Origin of the sequence: Mycobacterium sp. 141 (genome assembly GCF_000382405.1) — a bacterium.
GTDB lineage: Bacteria > Actinomycetota > Actinomycetes > Mycobacteriales > Mycobacteriaceae > Mycobacterium.
Window position 1 is genome coordinate 457,510 of sequence record NZ_KB908256.1, and the last position, 17,062, is coordinate 474,571.

Here is a 17,062-nt window from a genome sequence, read left to right on the forward strand (position 1 = left end):
GCGCCGCCGAGCGTGCACTGCGGGCCCAGGATCGACGCGGACCGGGTTTGTCCAGCGTGTCCTTGGTCGAGTACGCTCTAGAAGTACCTGTGTGTTGACTCAGGTGCACCTGCATGATCTCGGCGTCCGCGCCGAACCAAAAATACGCAAGTTTCCATGTCCCTACGATTCAACCTGTCCGGAGCAACCCACCACATGCCAAGTCCCTCCGTCACCTCGCCGCAAGTAGCCGTCAACGACATCGGCTCGGCCGAGGACTTTCTCGCCGCCATCGACAAGACCATCAAATACTTCAACGATGGCGACATCGTCGAAGGGACCATCGTCAAGGTGGACCGTGACGAGGTCCTGCTCGACATCGGCTACAAGACCGAAGGTGTCATTCCTTCCCGCGAACTCTCCATCAAGCACGACGTCGACCCCAACGAGGTCGTTTCCGTGGGCGATGAGGTCGAGGCACTCGTCCTCACCAAGGAGGACAAGGAAGGTCGCCTGATCCTGTCCAAGAAGCGCGCTCAGTACGAGCGTGCCTGGGGCACCATCGAGGAGCTCAAGGACAAGGACGAGGCCGTCAAGGGCACCGTCATCGAGGTCGTCAAGGGTGGCCTGATCCTCGACATCGGCCTGCGCGGCTTCCTGCCCGCATCGCTGGTCGAGATGCGTCGGGTCCGCGATCTGCAGCCGTACATCGGCAAGGAGATCGAGGCCAAGATCATCGAGCTGGACAAGAACCGCAACAACGTGGTGCTGAGCCGCCGCGCCTGGCTGGAGCAGACCCAGTCCGAGGTGCGCAGCGAATTCCTCAACCAGCTCACCAAGGGCGCCATCCGCAAGGGTGTCGTGTCCTCGATCGTCAACTTCGGCGCGTTCGTCGATCTCGGCGGTGTCGACGGCCTGGTGCACGTCTCCGAGCTGTCCTGGAAGCACATCGACCACCCGTCCGAGGTGGTTCAGGTGGGCGACGAGGTCACCGTCGAGGTGCTCGACGTCGACATGGACCGCGAGCGGGTTTCGTTGTCGCTCAAGGCGACTCAGGAAGACCCGTGGCGTCACTTCGCCCGTACCCATGCGATCGGGCAGATCGTGCCGGGCAAGGTCACCAAGCTGGTGCCGTTCGGTGCGTTCGTCCGCGTCGAGGAGGGCATCGAGGGTCTGGTGCACATCTCGGAGCTGTCCGAGCGCCACGTCGAGGTCCCCGATCAGGTGGTCGCCGTCGGCGACGACGCGATGGTCAAGGTCATCGACATCGACCTGGAGCGGCGCCGCATTTCGTTGAGCCTCAAGCAGGCCAACGAGGACTACACCGAGGAGTTCGACCCGTCGAAGTACGGCATGGCCGACAGCTACGACGATCAGGGCAACTACATCTTCCCCGAGGGCTTCGACGCCGAGAGCAACGAATGGCTCGAGGGCTTCGAGAAGCAGCGTGACGAATGGGAGGCCCGGTACGCCGAGGCCGAGCGTCGCCACAAGATGCACACCACCCAGATGGAGAAGTTCGCGGCTGCGGAGGCCGAGGCCGCCAGTGCCCCGCCGTCCAACAGTTCTTCGCGTTCGGAGGAGCCGACCGGTGGAACGTTGGCCAGCGATGCCCAGCTCGCCGCGCTGCGCGAGAAGCTCGCGGGCAACGCCTGAGGCGAAGCCATAGCATGAAGAACTCCCCGGCTCAGTACGAGCCGGGGAGTTCTTCATTCGGGGCCACTGAGACACTGTTGCCGTGCTTCGCATCGGGTTGACCGGCGGGATCGGCGCCGGGAAGTCAACGGTCTCGGCTACATTCGCAGACCTCGGCGGCATCCTCGTCGACGGCGATGTCATCGCCCGAGAGGTGGTTGAGCCCGGGACCGAGGGGCTGGCCAAGCTGGTTGACGCGTTCGGTGCCGGCATCCTGCTGCCGGACGGTGCGCTGAACCGCCCCGCGTTGGCGGCGGTGGCCTTCAGTGACGACGAGAAGCGCGCAACGCTGAACGGAATCGTGCATCCGCTGGTGGCGCACCGGCGTTCGGAGCTCATCGCACGTGCAATCGAGGCCGAGAAAAACCCAGTGATCGTCGAGGACATCCCGCTGCTGGTGGAGTCCCAGATGGCGCCGTTGTTCCCGCTGGTGGTGATCGTCAACGCCGACGTCGAAACACGGGTCAAGCGGCTCATCGCCTACCGCGGTTTCAGCGAAGAGGATGCACGCGCCCGCGTCGCTGCGCAGGCCACCGAGGCGCAGCGCCGTGCGGTGGCCGACGTCTGGCTGGACAACTCCGGTTCCGCCGGCGCGCTGGTCGAGCAGGCCCGTGACCTCTGGCACGAGCGCATCCTGCCGTTCGCGCACAATCTGCAGGTCCGCGAACCCGTGCGGGTACCGCCCAAGGTCGTACCCTACGACGCGTCATGGCCCGATCAGGCCCGGCGCATCATCGCCCGGCTGAACGCGGCCTGCGGGCACCGTGCGGTGCGGATCGATCACATCGGTTCGACGGCGGTGCCTGGTATGGACGCCAAAGACGTCATCGACATCCAGATCACCGTGGCGTCCCTAGATGTCGCCGTCGAATTCGATGGGCCACTGTTGAACGCCGGTTATCCGCTGGTCCCGACGATCACGTACGACAACCCGCACGCGGGGCCGCATTCGGGTGATCCGGCGTTGTGGCATAAGCGTTTTCACGCATCGGCTGATCCAGGTCGGCCGACGAACGTGCACGTGCGGGTGGACGGAAGGCCGAATCAACAGTTCGCGTTGCTGTTCCGGGACTGGCTGGCCGCCAACCCTGGCGTACAGCCTGAGTACCGCGAGATCAAGCGAGCAGCCCTGGCCGCACCGGACTACGCCGACGCCAAGGAACCGTGGTTCCTGGATGCCTACCGGCGAGCCTGGCTCTGGGCTGACAGCACCGGCTGGCGGCCTTAGCTCGCAGGCGGTGGTTCGACGGGCGGGTTGTCCGGAGAGGGGACCGCGGCGTCGACGGGTCCGGCGCCGGTCGACAGGGGTGCGCCGCACGCCAGGCTGCCGTAGGTCGGATCGTCGTGCGGGCGCGTCAGCCGCGGCCCGACCCAGGTGTCGGCCTGGGCGACAGTCTGGTCGTCTACGAGGATCTCGCAGTGCAGGTTCGCTGAATACGGCCAGTCGATGGATACCGTCATGCCGGCGAGCTGCGGCTCGGACACCACCCCGGTGGCCTCGAAGATGCGGCCCGGCAGCATGGTGGGGTTGGCGCTGTTGATGTTGTTGTCGTCGATCTTGTAGGAGATCATCGCGTTGCGCGAAACCCCGTCGATCCTGGCCCGGTACGTGGCGTTGTGCAGTTGCTGGGCTGGCTGCGGTGCCGCACTGGGCTGGGACGGTGCTTCGGGGTCGGCTGCCGCCGTCCCGGGAATCAACTGCGCGCCGAAGAGCAGTCCTGCCAGTGCGGCAGCCGTCACCCCGGCGTACTTAGTTGGGCTCATGATTGCCGACCTTACAAGGTCCGCCACGTGAGGGCCATGCCGTTGCCGGCAAGCCACCGGTCGAGGTCATAGTCGTGGCGGGCCAACCCGTCGATGGTTCCCGCAGCGGTCTCGATCGCCTGCTCGGCGGTCTCCGGGCTGAGCAGGCCGTGCCGTACCGCCGTCATCAATTCGTCCACGTCGTCCAGTTCGACGCCGATTCCCGTGCGTACCACCAGGTCGAGGTAGTGATCCTCCGAATACCACGCGGTCTCGCCCGGCGTGTACAGGCCGACGTCCAGGTAGAAGTCCTGGTCGCGCTCGTGGCCCGGGTTGAAGTGGAAGATCGTCGCGCGCAGCCCCAGCGGCGGCAGCAGCCACGACTGCAGGTAGTGGAACTGGGCGCGGCCCGGGGTTGGGCGCGCCAGGTACAGGCCCCACGGCGTGACGGTGTACACGTCGACCGCCCGCACGATCCCTTTCGGGTCGGTGTTCGTGCGGGCGACCAGGTCGAATGTCTCGTGCTTGGGCGGGTGAATGGGGTCAGCCTACGCGGGTAGTGAACACCCCAGAAAGTTGTCGGAGGTCAGTTCTACCCTGGTGAACATGGCCTTCGCGACCGAACATCCTGTGCTTGCGTACTCGGAGTATCGCGCTGTCGACGAAGTGGTCCGCACCGGCGGCGAGTTCGAGGTGGTCAGTGAGTACGAGCCGGCCGGTGACCAGCCCGCCGCCATCGACGAACTGCAACGGCGGATCGAAGCGGGCGAACGCGACGTGGTGCTGCTCGGTGCCACCGGTACGGGCAAGTCGGCCACCACGGCGTGGCTCATCGAGCGGTTGCAGCGGCCCACCCTGGTGATGGCGCCCAACAAGACGCTCGCCGCGCAGCTTGCCAATGAGCTTCGGGAGATGTTGCCGCACAACGCGGTTGAATACTTCGTCTCGTACTACGACTACTACCAGCCAGAGGCGTACATCGCCCAGACTGACACCTACATCGAGAAGGACAGCTCGATCAACGACGATGTCGAGCGGCTGCGGCATTCAGCGACGTCCAGCCTGCTGTCGCGGCGCGACGTCGTCGTGGTCGCTTCAGTGTCCTGCATCTACGGCCTCGGTACCCCGCAGTCCTACCTGGACCGCTCGGTTGAGCTGAACGTCGGCGATGAGGTACCCCGCGACGGGCTGCTGCGATTGCTGGTCGACGTCCAGTACAACCGTAACGACATGGCATTCACCCGGGGGACGTTCCGGGTGCGCGGCGACACCGTCGAGATCATCCCGTCGTACGAAGAGTTGGCAGTACGTATCGAGTTCTTCGGCGACGAGATCGAGGCACTGTATTACCTGCACCCGCTGACCGGCGACATCGTCCGCCAGGTCGACTCGCTGCGGATCTTCCCGGCCACCCACTACGTGGCCGGGCCCGAGCGCATGGCTCGTGCCATCTCGACCATCGAGGAGGAGTTGGAAGAGCGGCTGTCTGATCTGGAGCGTCAGGGCAAACTGCTGGAGGCTCAGCGGCTGCGGATGCGCACCAACTATGACGTCGAGATGATGAAGCAGGTCGGCTTCTGCTCGGGCATCGAGAACTACTCGCGCCACATCGATGGACGCCCGGCAGGTTCCGCTCCGGCCTGCCTGCTCGACTACTTCCCCGAGGACTTCCTGCTCGTCATCGACGAGTCTCACGTCACCGTCCCGCAGATCGGCGGTATGTACGAGGGCGACATGTCCCGCAAGCGGAACCTGGTCGACTTCGGGTTCCGGCTCCCGTCTGCCGTCGACAACCGGCCGTTGACCTGGGAGGAGTTCGCGAGCCGGATCGGCCAGACCGTCTACCTGTCGGCCACGCCCGGGCCGTACGAGATCGGCCAGGCCGGCGGCGAGTTCGTCGAGCAGGTCATCCGCCCGACCGGGTTGGTCGATCCTCAGGTGGTCGTCAAGCCCACCAAGGGGCAGATCGACGATCTGATCGGCGAGATTCGCATCCGCACCGAACGTGACGAGCGCGTGCTGGTGACCACCCTGACCAAGAAGATGGCCGAGGACCTCACCGACTATCTGCTGGAACTCGGTATCCGGGTGCGGTATCTGCACTCCGAGGTCGACACGCTGCGCCGGGTGGAGCTGCTGCGGCAATTGCGGTTGGGTGAGTACGACGTGCTGGTCGGCATCAACCTGCTCCGTGAGGGTCTGGACCTGCCGGAGGTGTCGCTGGTGGCGATTCTCGACGCCGACAAGGAAGGATTCCTGCGGTCGACTCGCAGCCTGATCCAGACCATCGGCCGTGCGGCACGCAACGTGTCCGGTGAGGTGCACATGTACGCCGACAAGATCACGGACTCGATGCGCGAAGCCATTGACGAGACCGAGCGGCGCCGCGCCAAGCAGATCGCTTACAACGAGGCCAATGGCATCGACCCGAAGCCACTGCGGAAGAAGATCGCCGACATTCTCGACCAGGTCTACCGCGAGGCCGACGACACTGAGGCCGTGGAGGTCGGTGGCTCCGGGCGCAACGCCTCTCGCGGACGCCGCGCGCAAGGTGCACCGGGCCGGGCGGTCAGTGCGGGCATCGTCGAGGGCCGCGACACCTCCAACATGCCGCGCGCTGAATTGGCCGATCTCATCAAGGATCTGACTGAGCAGATGATGACCGCTGCGCGGGATCTGCAGTTCGAGTTGGCTGCCCGGATCCGCGACGAGGTCGCGGATCTGAAAAAGGAATTGCGGGGGATGGACGCCGCGGGTCTCAAATAGGGCCGTGTCGAACCGAGCGACCGCCCTGCTTGACCTCAATGTTGGTTGAGCTCCTAGCGTCAATGTCGTGACCGAGACCGTGGCGGCTGAATCCGAGGGGACTTGGCGGCAACTGCTGGGGCCCAAACACCTCGGTGCATCGACCGTGCTGGCCGGCGGTGTGCTGCTGTACGCGACCAACGAGTTCATCACCATCAGCCTGTTGCCCAGCGCCGTCGCCGAGATCGGTGGTCACCGGTTGTACGCATGGGTCACCGCGGTGTATCTGGTCGCTTCGGTGGTCGCAGCGACGACGGTGCACTCGGTGCTCATGCGGATGGGTTCGCGTCGGGCGTATCTGCTGAGCCTCGCGGTGTTCGGAGCGGGCAGCCTCGCCTGCGCTCTGGCCCCCAGCATGCCTCTGCTGCTCGCGAGTCGCACTGTGCAGGGCTTCGCCGGCGGCCTGTTGGCCGGGCTCGGCTACGCCGTCATCAACACCGCTCTGCCGAACACCTTGTGGACCAAGGCTTCTGCGCTGGTCTCGGCAATGTGGGGTGTCGGCACCGTGGTCGGCCCGGCGGCCGGCGGACTGTTCGCGCAGTGGGGGCTGTGGCGATGGGCGTTCGGCGTGCTCGCGGTGTTGACCATCGCGATGTCCGCGCTGGTGCCGGTCGCGTTGCCCGGCCGGGATCGTGCCGCTGAGCGAGCTCCGACGCCGGGGATCCCGGTGTGGTCGCTGGTGCTGCTCGGGGCGGCGGCGATAGCGGTGAGTGTGGCCGGTCTACCGCACGATGCACGGGCAACGATTGTGATGTTGGTGGTCGGCCTCGGTCTGGTCGGCTGCTTCCTCGTGGTCGATCGACGGGCCACGTCGGCGGTGTTGCCGCCCAGCGCTTTCGGACCCGGACCGCTCAAGTGGATCTACCTGACCCTGGGCGCGCTGATGGCCGCCACCATGGTCGACATGTATGTGCCGTTGTTCGGCCAGCGGCTGGCTCACCTCACCCCGGTGGTGGCGGGATTCTTCGGGGCGGTGCTGTCGGTCGGCTGGACGGTCGGCGAGCTCGTCAGCGCGTCTGTCCGCAATCAGCGGGTGGTGGTCCGGGCGGTGGGGTTGGCGCCGCTGGTGGTTGGGGTCGGCCTGGCGTCGGCGGCAGCGCTGGTCCGCGACGGGATGGCGTTGGTGTCGGTGGCTGGATGGGCGACGGCCTTGCTGGTCGCAGGTATAGGCATCGGCGTGGCATGGCCGCATCTGTCGGCCTGGGCGATGAGCAGTGTGAACGATCCGGCCGAGGGACCTGCCGCGGCCGCAGCGATCAACACCGTGCAGCTGATCTGCGGGGCATTCGGTGCCGGGCTCGCCGGTATCGTTGTCAACCTGTCGAAGACCGGTGACGTGTCTGCTGCTCGGTATCTCTTCGGCGGCCTCGCGGTCCTGGCCTCGGTCGGGACGATCTCGTCGGTCCGTGCCGGGCGTCGACGATGCCGGTACTATTCCGACTCCGATTCGAGCTGATGGCTGTGGCCACTCCGCTCCCGGGCAGTGTGAGTATCAGGCCGGTGGGGAAGACGAGCGTTAACGATCATCAAGATCGAAACGGTGGGTGCGCGGGACTCCGGCTGGCACTGTGGTGATCAGTGCGGGTGTGGCTGAGTGGCTAGGCACCGGCCTGCAAAGCCGTCAACGCGGGTTCGAATCCCGTCACCGGGTGTCCCTCGGTATGAGTTCGACTACCCGTCCGCGCCCCCGCTAGTGTCGCGTGGTGATGACGAGATCGTTGGAGCGGTCGTGGGATGAGCGGTCGATGGACATACCTGCCGATGTCCGGGTGCGCGGGGCCCGGGAACACAATCTCAAGAATGTCGATGTCGATGTTCCGCGGGACGCACTGGTGGTGTTCACCGGTGTCTCGGGGTCCGGTAAGTCGTCACTGGCTTTCGGCACGTTGTTCGCCGAGTCGCAGCGCCGCTACCTGGAATCGGTGGCTCCGTACGCGCGTCGTCTGATCGACCAGGTGGGTGTTCCCGACGTCGACTCCATCGAGGGGATGCCGCCCGCGGTCGCCCTGCAGCAACAGCGTGGTGCCGGCAGCGCACGGTCGTCGGTGGGCAGTGTGACGACACTGTCGAGCCTCGTGCGCATGCTCTACTCGCGTGCGGGGCACTACCCGGCCGACCAGCCCATGCTGTTCGCGGAGGATTTCTCTCCGAACACCGTGCCGGGCGCGTGCCCGGCGTGTCACGGTATCGGCCGGGTTTACGAGGTGCCCGAGGAACTCATGGTGCCCGATCCGTCGCTGACGATCCGCGACCGGGCCATCGCGTCGTGGCCCGCGGCGTGGCACGGGCAGAACCTGCGCGAGATCCTGGTGTCCCTGGGCTACGACGTCGACACGCCGTGGAGGGACCTGCCGAAGAAGGATCGGGACTGGATCCTCTACACCGACGAACGGCCGACCGCGCCGGTATACGCGGGGTTCACGCCGGCGCAGACGCGTCGGGCCGTGGCGATGGAGATGGAGCCCAGCTACCAGGGCACCTTCACCGGCGCGCGGCGCTACGTTCTGGACACCTTCGCCAACACCAAGAGCGCGCAGATGAAGAAGCGCGTATCCCAGTTCGTCCGCGGCGCGGTCTGTTCGACGTGTCACGGCAAGCTGATCAAGCCCGAGGCGCTGTCGGTCACGTTCGAGGGATTCGATATCGCCGAGTTGTCCGGCCTGACCCTGAATCGGCTCGCCGAGCTGTTGGAGCCCGTGGCCGCCGGTAAGCCGACCCATCACGCGGATTCCGATATCGCCGTCGAAAAACGTGCCGCCGCCGGACGTTTGGCGGCCGAACTGCTTGAACGGCTGCACCCGATCATGGATCTGGGTCTGGGCTACCTGTCGCTGGACCGCAGCACCCCGACGCTGTCGTCGGGTGAGCTGCAGCGGCTGCGCCTGGCAACCCAGCTGTCGTCACAGTTGTTCGGCGTGGTGTACGTGCTCGACGAGCCGTCGGCCGGGCTGCACCCGCGTGATCGGGACGCGCTGCTGGGCATTTTGCAGGGGCTGAAGCGGCGCGGTAACAGTGTCTTCCTCGTCGAGCACTCGCTCGACATCATCGGCGCCGCAGACTGGTTGGTCGACATCGGACCCGGCGCAGGCGAGCGTGGCGGCCAGATCCTGTACAGTGGCCAGCCGGAAGGTCTGCGACAGGTGGAAGAATCTTCCACGCGCCGTTACCTTTTCGGTTTGACGAAGCCGGTGTTGCGCACCCCGCGTGAGCCAGACGGTTGGCTGCGGCTGGAACATGTGAGCCGCAACAACCTTCACGACGTGTCAGTGTCGTTCCCGCTGAAATGTTTGACCGCTGTCACCGGAATCTCGGGCGCAGGAAAAACGAGCCTGGTAAGTCAGGCGCTGCCGACGTTGGTCGCCGAGTACCTGGGCGCCCCCGTGACCGGTGCGACCGACGACACGTCCGATGACGACGACCTGCTGCTGGCAGCCGATTCCGCACCGGTTGACGGCAAGATCATCGGCGACATCGGCGGGTTGCGGCGCGTGGTGTGCATCGACCAGAAGCCCATCGGCCGCACGCCCCGCTCCAACGTCGCCACCTACACCGGCATGTTCGACCACATCCGTCGTCGTTTCGCCGAGACACCGGAATCACGACGCCGCGGCTACAAGGCCGGGCGGTTCTCGTTCAATGTCGCATCGGGGCGCTGCCCGACCTGTGAGGGTGAAGGGTGGGTGATGGTCGAGTTGCTGTTCCTGCCCAGCGTTTATACCCCCTGCTCGGACTGCGACGGAACTCGTTACAAGGCAAGCACATTGGAGATCACCTGGCGCGATCGCAACATCGCCGAGGTCCTCGATATGGGTGTTGAGCAAGCGCGCGAGTTCTTCGACGGCGAAACCGAGATACTGCGCTCGCTGACGGTGCTGTGTGACGTCGGGCTGGGCTACCTGCGGCTGGGGCAGCCCGCGACCGAGCTGTCCGGCGGCGAAGCCCAGCGCGTCAAACTTGCCACCGAGTTGCAGCGGGCGCACCGCGGAGACGCGCTCTACCTGCTCGACGAACCTTCTGCGGGATTGCATCCCGCAGACACCGACCGACTGATGGTGCACTTGCAGAAGCTGGTGGACGCAGGCAACACGGTGGTGGTCGTCGAACTCGACATGCGTGTCGTCGCACAGGCCGATTACGTCATCGACCTCGGTCCAGGCGCCGGCGGAGACGGAGGTCGTGTCGTCGCGACCGGCACACCAGTGGAAGCATCGACTCACTCCGACAGCGTCAGTGCTCCCTATCTGGCTGACGCCCTGAAGCTGGCTGCGAGCCCGTCCTGACCCGGACGAACCGGAATATGTTGGGGCCCAGTGGAATTCATGATCGTGGGCTTGCCGGCGCGACGATGTACAACTCCCACTGCGGAGTTGTCCTTCGGTCGGAACAGCCGGTGGTGCTGATTGTCGCCAAATTGACTGGTGTATAACAGGTTTGGCGTCGGCGGTGAGCTGGGTTATGAAATGGGTCCGGCCGGTGTCGGCGACGTCGGAACGACGCACGTCGGGAAGGTCACGGTTGCTGCCAATTCGGCCGTCCAGGCGGTTACCATCGATCACGGTGGACGCCAGCGGTCGGAGAAACCGCGTTGTTTTGCCGGTTGTGCGTGCGGGTTTCGTGAATCGCGCTCGTGCTCAGCGGACAGCGGGTTACTGTCGCGGATGGCGTTGCAACGGACACTGGGAGGGTATGGATGAGCGCCTATCGCACCGTGGTGGTCGGTACGGACGGATCTGATTCGTCGCTGCGTGCCGTCGACCGCGCCGGTCAGATTGCCGCCGGGGCGAACGCCAAGCTGATCGTGGCGACCGCGTACTTCCCGCAGAGCGAGCACCAGCGGGCCGCCGACGTTCTCAAGGACGAGGGCTACCAGGCGGCTGGCAATGCGCCGATATACGCAATCCTGCGGGAGGCGACGGACCGTGCCAAGGCTGCCGGCGCCACCGACGTCGAGGAGCGCCCAGTCGTCGGCGCCCCGGTGGACGCGCTGGTCGAGCTGGCCGAAGACGTCAAGGCCGATCTGCTGGTGGTCGGGAATGTGGGCCTGAGCACGATCGCCGGCCGGCTGCTCGGCTCGGTGCCGGCAAACGTGGCGCGTCGGTCCAGGACCGACGTGCTGATCGTCCACACGAGCTAGCGGCTCACCAGCCGCGCTCGCGCCACTCGGACAGGTGGGGCCGCTCGGTGCCCAGCGTGGTGTCGTCGCCGTGTCCGGGATAGACGACCGTGTTGTCGCCGTAACGGTCGAACACCTTGCTTTCGAGGTCGCCCATCAGGGAATTGAAATCTTCCGGACGTGTTGTCCTTCCCGGGCCGCCCGGGAACAGGCAGTCGCCGGTGAACAGATGAGTCACGCCGTCGGATGATTTGAGAGCCAGGGCGACCGAGCCCGGTGTGTGTCCGCGCAGGTGGATCACATCGAGGGTCAGGTCACCGATCGTGAGGGTGTCGCCATCGGCCAGGATCCGGTCGGGCTTCACCGGCAGTGCTTCCGCGTCGAGTTGATGCGCCGCGGTCGGGGCGCCGGTGGCCTTTGCGATTGCCGCCAGCGCCTGCACGTGGTCGAAATGCTGATGGCTGGTGACGATAAGGTCCAGCTTGGGGGCATTGGTCTTGATGAGTTTCAGCAGGGCGTCGGCGTCGTTGGCGGCGTCGATGAGCAGCGTGTCTCCGGTCTTCGTGCTGGTCACCAGGTAGGCGTTGTTGTCCATCGGGCCCACCGATGCCTTGATGATCGTCGCCCCGCCCACGGTGCGCCGTGCTGCCGTATGGGGCTCGACGTGGCCGGTGTAGGTATCGCTGACCGCGATGCTGGAAGGAGTCACACCCTCACGGTATCGGCCTTGTCGGTGGTCGCACATAGCATGGGCGTGAAGTATGTCGTCGGAAAGGAAGCGCGTGGCTGACCGCCTGATCGTGAAGGGTGCCCGCGAGCACAATCTGCGAGGAGTCGACCTCGATCTGCCGCGTGATGCGCTGATCGTGTTCACCGGATTGTCCGGGTCGGGCAAGTCGTCGCTGGCCTTCGACACCATCTTTGCCGAGGGTCAGCGTCGCTACGTCGAATCGCTGTCGGCGTACGCCCGCCAGTTCCTCGGGCAGATGGACAAGCCTGACGTCGACTTCATCGAGGGCCTTTCGCCTGCGGTGTCCATCGACCAGAAGTCCACCAACCGCAATCCGCGCTCCACGGTCGGCACCATCACCGAGGTGTACGACTACCTGCGTCTGCTGTACGCCCGCGCCGGCACACCGCACTGCCCGGTGTGCGGTGAGCGCATCGCGCGGCAGACTTCGCAGCAGATCGTCGACCAGGTACTCGCGATGGACGAGGGCCTGCGGTTCCAGGTGCTCGCGCCCGTCGTGCGCACTCGCAAGGGCGAGTTCGTCGACCTGTTCGACAAGCTCAACACGCAGGGCTACAGCCGGGTCCGGGTCGACGGGGTGGTGCATCCGCTCACCGACCCGCCGAAGCTGAAAAAACAGGAAAAGCACGATATCGAGGTGGTGGTGGACCGGCTCACGGTCAAAGCCACCGCCAAGCAGCGGCTCACCGATTCGGTGGAGACCGCGCTGAACCTGGCCGATGGCATCGTGGTGCTGGAGTTCCCCGATGATCGAGACCGGGAGACCGATGTTCCCCGCGAACAGCGCTTCTCCGAGAAACTGGCCTGTCCCAACGGCCACCCGCTGGCCGTCGATGACCTGGAGCCGCGATCGTTCTCGTTCAACTCGCCCTACGGCGCGTGCCCGGAGTGCACCGGCCTGGGTGTCCGCAAAGAGGTCGACCCTGATCTGGTGGTGCCGGATCCGGAGCTGACGCTCGCCGAAGGTGCCGTGGCCCCATGGTCCATAGGTCAGAGCGCCGAGTACTTCACCCGCATGCTGGCGGGCCTGGGGGACCAGCTCGGCTTCGATGTCGACACCCCGTGGAAAAAGCTGCCGACAAAAGCACGCAAGGCCATTCTGGAAGGCTCCGATCACCAGGTCCACGTCCGTTACAAGAACCGGTACGGCCGTACCAGAGCGTACTACGCCGACTTCGAAGGCGTGATGGCGTTCCTGCAGCGCCGCATGGAGCACACCGACTCGGAGCAGATGAAGGAACGCTACGAGGGTTTCATGCGCGACATCCCGTGCCCGGAGTGCAACGGCACGCGGCTCAAGCCGGAGATCCTGGCGGTCACGCTGTCGGCGGGGGACTCCGGCGCGAAGTCCATCGCGCAGGTGGCCGAGCTGTCGATCGCCGACTGCGCGGATTTCCTCAACGCGTTGACGCTGGGGCAGCGCGAGCAGGCCATCGCGGGTCAGGTGCTCAAAGAGATCCAGTCGCGGCTGGGCTTCCTGCTCGACGTCGGTCTGGACTACCTGTCGCTGTCGCGCGCCGCAGCCACGCTGTCCGGCGGTGAGGCGCAACGCATCCGGCTGGCCACGCAGATCGGCTCGGGGCTGGTCGGGGTGCTCTATGTGCTCGACGAGCCGTCCATCGGGTTGCATCAGCGTGACAACCGCAGGCTCATCGACACCCTGGTGCGGCTCCGCGATCTCGGCAACACGCTCATCGTCGTCGAGCACGACCTCGACACCATCGCGCACGCCGACTGGGTCGTCGACATCGGTCCGGCTGCCGGTGAGCACGGCGGCCGCATCGTGCACAGCGGCACCTACGACGAACTGCTGCGCAACCCCGAATCCCTCACCGGCGCTTACCTTTCCGGCAAGGAGAGCATCGAGGTGCCGACGATCCGGCGGTCCACCGACAAGCGCCGCCAGATCACCGTGGTGGGGGCCCGGGAGAACAACCTCAAAGAGATCGACGTGGCGTTCCCGCTCGGTGTGCTCACCTCGGTCACGGGGGTGTCCGGCTCCGGTAAATCGACGCTCGTCAACGACATCCTGGCCTCGGTGCTGGCCAACAAGCTCAACGGTGCGCGCCAGGTTCCGGGCCGGCATACCCGGGTCAACGGTCTCGATCAGCTCGACAAGCTGGTGCGTGTCGACCAATCGCCGATCGGTCGCACGCCACGGTCCAACCCGGCCACCTACACCGGTGTGTTCGACAAGATCCGGTCGCTGTTCGCGGCGACCACCGAGGCCAAAGTCCGCGGCTACCAACCCGGCCGGTTCTCGTTCAACGTCAAGGGCGGCCGCTGCGAGGCGTGCTCGGGTGACGGCACCATCAAGATCGAGATGAACTTCCTGCCCGACGTGTATGTGCCGTGCGAGGTGTGCCACGGTGCCCGGTACAACCGGGAAACCCTCGAGGTGCACTACAAGGGCAAGACCATCTCCGAGGTGCTCGACATGTCCATCGAGGAGGCCACCGAGTTCTTCGAGCCGATCTCCTCGATCCACCGCTACCTCAAGACACTGGTCGACGTCGGTCTCGGTTATGTGCGGCTGGGCCAGCCGGCGCCGACGCTCTCGGGCGGTGAGGCGCAGCGCGTCAAACTGGCCGCCGAGCTGCAGAAGCGGTCCACCGGGCGGACGGTCTACATCCTCGACGAGCCCACCACGGGCCTGCATTTCGAGGACATCCGCAAGCTGCTCAAGGTGATCAACGGCCTTGTCGACAAAGGCAATACGGTGATCGTCATCGAGCACAACCTGGATGTCATCAAGACCTCGGACTGGATCGTCGACATGGGGCCCGAGGGTGGTGCCGGCGGCGGCACTGTCGTCGCGTCCGGAACTCCGGAAGACGTGGCCGCCAACCCGGACAGCTACACCGGCCGGTTCCTGGCCGAACTACTCGACATGCCGGCGGCGAAAACCAAGCGTCGCAAGGTCAGCGCTTAGATATCGGCGACGGAAAGCGGGGTTTGATCCGCACTCCGGCCAGCCAATCGGTGAGTTGGTCGGCACGTCGCTGTAGCTCCCGCGCGGCGTCACGTCCGACCTCTTCGAGCAGGTGCAGCTCCACCCGACCGTCGGACCCCTGACCCCAACCGCCCACGACACGGCCGTTCCACCACGCGGTGGGCCCGGCATTGCCGGTGCTGTCGAACACCTGGATGCGGTGCCCGCCTAGATACCAGTCGCGGTCGAACCAACCCATGGTCGTGACGTCGAGGCCGGGCAGCAGCGCGCCCCACGGCTCGGGCTCGGGCTCGATGTCGAGATCATCGGGCAGGACGAAACCGGGGACGCCGCTTACGTCGACCTCGACCGCACCGAGATCGCGCAATGCGTGCCGGGCCCAGGTTAAAGTGTTGCCGAACCACCACTTGATGTCGGTGACGGTGGCCGGTCCGAACGTGCGCAGCCAGGTCCGCACGAGCTCGGCCCTGGCGACCTCGGGATCGGCGCCGTCGCCAGCCGGACCGAGCCAGTCCGCCATCGCGGCCCAGCGGGGCCGCGACGTGGTCCAGGCACCGTCGTTGGGGCCTCGGACGATGTCGCCGCGGACCCCGAGCACTGTTAAAACCCTTGGTGCCAAGGGTGTTTCGCCACCCCAGGTCTTGTCCGGCGCCGGGTCGAAACTGCCGTGCAGGGCGGGGAGCGCAGCGCGCAGTTCAGCCGCGGGGGTCGGCCCATGCTCGCGCAGATGCATCACCACCGCAGCGCACGCGGTGTCCAGCCACCGCGAGCCGTCGTCGGCCACGCCGGCTTTCTGCGCGTCGGCGATCAGCCGGCGCCGCTCGTTTGCGGCCACCCGGTCACTGGCGCCGGATTGCACCAGCGGCAGGTCTTCGGTGCGGATAACCCAGAGCGTGCGGCGCATCGCGAGGTGCTTGACCACCGTGCGCTGCTCGTACAGCTGTTCGTCGAGATCGGTGACAGTGAAACCGGGCAGCCGCGCCCACAGCGACAGGTATGGGGTGGCGGGGTCGGTGGCGTGCAGGCCGACGAAAGCGCCGGTGATGTCAGCGATCGAATCGGCCGAACCGGTCAAATAGTGGCGCCGAGCCAGCCGGGCTCGCCGCTCGGCCGACGTGAAGGTGCGCACCGGTCAGGAGTCGTCGTGGTCGTGCATGGACTCACGGATCTGTTGCAGTCGCTCGGCGGCAGCCTTCTGCCGGGCGTCGTACTGTTCCTCGGCCGCGCGCCCCTCGGGAGTTTCCGCGGCCAGTTCGGAGGCCCCGATCGCGGTGCCGTAGCGCGTCTCGATCTTCTCCCGCACCGAATCGAACGTCGGCACGCCCTCTGCGGTGTACCCGGGCTCTTCGGGCGGGGAAGGCAAGGCTGGCTCGTCAGTCACGCACCCCACGTTACCTGCGGCAACCGACATTTCTTGGGATCGGTAGCGGTACCGCACGCCTTGACTTGAGGACACGACGGAGCCATCGGGGCGACGCGGGGAACGAAGGGAAGACGGCAATGACCGCAACGACAATCAACCGGGTGATCGCAGGAGCGGTGGGGCTGGCCGCCGTCGGTGCGGTGGTGGTGGGTTGCTCGAACGACAAGCCCGCCGCCTCGAACAACACGACCAGCGCGAAGGTCAGCACCGGCGGCAACACCGCGGTCAAGGTGGACGGCGCCGACCTGGCGGGACTCGACCTGAACTCGGTGACCTGCGTGAAGCAGGGCGGCCAGATCACCGTGGCCAGCGGCGCGGTCGGGGGCCAGCAGGGCCTCGGTGTGGTGATGTCCGACGAGGCCACGCCCAAGGTGCAGTCCTTGGGCCTGGTGTACGACGGCAGCGCCCTGTCGGTCAGCGACAACATGGGCGTCAAGGTCGGTTCGGCCGAGGTCAAGGTGGACGGCAGCACCTACACCATCAGCGGTGAGGCGTCGGGTGCGGACCTGAATAACCCGATGGCCGGGATGATCACCAAGCCGTTCACCATCACGGTGAGCTGCAGCTGACCCATCCCGATCGCGGCGGGCGTGCCGAGCA

The 17,062-nt window shown here is 66.0% G+C and carries 13 protein-coding genes; 8 read left to right on the forward strand and 5 right to left on the reverse strand.

The genetic code is table 11. The features are described 5' to 3' along the window. Positions 1-195 precede the first annotated feature (195 nt). Positions 196-1,635, forward strand: coding sequence for a 30S ribosomal protein S1 (rpsA, locus tag H276_RS0104905; protein WP_019970194.1), 1,440 nt, complete (start codon positions 196-198; stop codon positions 1,633-1,635). A gap of 82 nt (positions 1,636-1,717) precedes the next feature. Then, on the forward strand, positions 1,718-2,902 hold the full coding sequence (gene coaE, locus H276_RS0104910; protein WP_019970195.1) for a dephospho-CoA kinase: 1,185 nt from the start codon (positions 1,718-1,720) through the stop codon (positions 2,900-2,902). On the opposite strand, the gene H276_RS0104915 is transcribed toward coaE, so the two are convergent. After that, complete coding sequence (locus tag H276_RS0104915; RefSeq protein WP_051111375.1) at positions 2,899-3,438, reverse strand: hypothetical protein; 540 nt, start codon at positions 3,436-3,438, stop codon at positions 2,899-2,901. The genes coaE and H276_RS0104915 overlap by 4 nt on opposite strands. A gap of 11 nt (positions 3,439-3,449) precedes the next feature. Next, entirely contained in the window at positions 3,450-3,956 is a 507-nt protein-coding gene (locus H276_RS0104920) for a DUF402 domain-containing protein (RefSeq protein WP_196807842.1), read from the reverse strand. A gap of 67 nt (positions 3,957-4,023) precedes the next feature. Here H276_RS0104920 and uvrB point away from each other — a divergent pair, with 67 nt between their 5' ends. The 4 genes from uvrB (at position 4,024) to H276_RS0104940 (ending at position 11,356) form a co-directional block, all read left to right on the forward strand. Beyond that, complete coding sequence (uvrB, locus tag H276_RS0104925) at positions 4,024-6,183, forward strand: excinuclease ABC subunit UvrB (protein ID WP_026356600.1); 2,160 nt, start codon at positions 4,024-4,026, stop codon at positions 6,181-6,183. Between the two features lie 67 nt (positions 6,184-6,250). Continuing rightward, positions 6,251-7,678 carry an MFS transporter gene (locus H276_RS0104930; protein WP_019970199.1) on the forward strand — a complete coding sequence of 476 codons (1,428 nt, stop codon included), beginning with the start codon at positions 6,251-6,253 and terminating at the stop codon, positions 7,676-7,678. A 250-nt stretch (positions 7,679-7,928) separates the two neighbouring features. Continuing rightward, positions 7,929-10,502, forward strand: a complete 2,574-nt coding sequence (locus H276_RS0104935; RefSeq protein WP_369758403.1) for an excinuclease ABC subunit A — start codon at positions 7,929-7,931, stop codon at positions 10,500-10,502. Between the two features lie 410 nt (positions 10,503-10,912). Then, positions 10,913-11,356 carry a universal stress protein gene (locus H276_RS0104940; RefSeq protein WP_019970201.1) on the forward strand — a complete coding sequence of 148 codons (444 nt, stop codon included), beginning with the start codon at positions 10,913-10,915 and terminating at the stop codon, positions 11,354-11,356. A 4-nt stretch (positions 11,357-11,360) separates the two neighbouring features. Here H276_RS0104940 and H276_RS0104945 read toward each other — a convergent pair whose 3' ends face one another. Then, positions 11,361-12,044: an MBL fold metallo-hydrolase gene (locus tag H276_RS0104945; protein ID WP_019970202.1), complete on the reverse strand. Its 684-nt coding sequence runs from the start codon at positions 12,042-12,044 to the stop codon at positions 11,361-11,363. Between the two features lie 73 nt (positions 12,045-12,117). Here H276_RS0104945 and uvrA point away from each other — a divergent pair, with 73 nt between their 5' ends. Further along, a complete protein-coding gene (uvrA, locus tag H276_RS0104950; RefSeq protein ID WP_019970203.1) occupies positions 12,118-15,018 on the forward strand; it encodes an excinuclease ABC subunit UvrA in 2,901 nt (966 codons plus the stop codon). Here the strand turns inward: uvrA and H276_RS0104955 are convergent. Next, the gene (locus tag H276_RS0104955) at positions 15,008-16,168 is read right to left on the reverse strand and encodes a winged helix DNA-binding domain-containing protein (RefSeq protein WP_019970204.1); all 1,161 of its coding nucleotides are present in this window, start codon (positions 16,166-16,168) and stop codon (positions 15,008-15,010) included. The genes uvrA and H276_RS0104955 overlap by 11 nt on opposite strands. 3 nt (positions 16,169-16,171) lie before the next feature. Continuing rightward, positions 16,172-16,450 carry a hypothetical protein gene (locus H276_RS0104960; RefSeq protein ID WP_019970205.1) on the reverse strand — a complete coding sequence of 93 codons (279 nt, stop codon included), beginning with the start codon at positions 16,448-16,450 and terminating at the stop codon, positions 16,172-16,174. Between the two features lie 104 nt (positions 16,451-16,554). Here H276_RS0104960 and H276_RS0104965 point away from each other — a divergent pair, with 104 nt between their 5' ends. Next, positions 16,555-17,031, forward strand: a complete 477-nt coding sequence (locus tag H276_RS0104965) for a lipoprotein LpqH (RefSeq protein WP_026356602.1) — start codon at positions 16,555-16,557, stop codon at positions 17,029-17,031. The last annotated feature ends 31 nt before the right edge of the window (positions 17,032-17,062 follow it).

Excerpts from the sequence above, each read along its gene's own strand:
- rpsA (WP_019970194.1), top strand. The coding sequence starts at position 196 with ATGCCAAGTCCCTCCGTCACCTCGCCGCAAGTAGCCGTCAACGACATC.
- H276_RS0104960 (WP_019970205.1), bottom strand. The coding sequence starts at position 16,450 with ATGTCGGTTGCCGCAGGTAACGTGGGGTGCGTGACTGACGAGCCAGCC.
- H276_RS0104940 (WP_019970201.1), top strand. The coding sequence starts at position 10,913 with ATGAGCGCCTATCGCACCGTGGTGGTCGGTACGGACGGATCTGATTCG.
- H276_RS0104935 (WP_369758403.1), top strand. The coding sequence starts at position 7,929 with ATGACGAGATCGTTGGAGCGGTCGTGGGATGAGCGGTCGATGGACATA.
- uvrB (WP_026356600.1), top strand. The coding sequence starts at position 4,024 with ATGGCCTTCGCGACCGAACATCCTGTGCTTGCGTACTCGGAGTATCGC.
- H276_RS0104915 (WP_051111375.1), bottom strand. The coding sequence starts at position 3,438 with ATGAGCCCAACTAAGTACGCCGGGGTGACGGCTGCCGCACTGGCAGGA.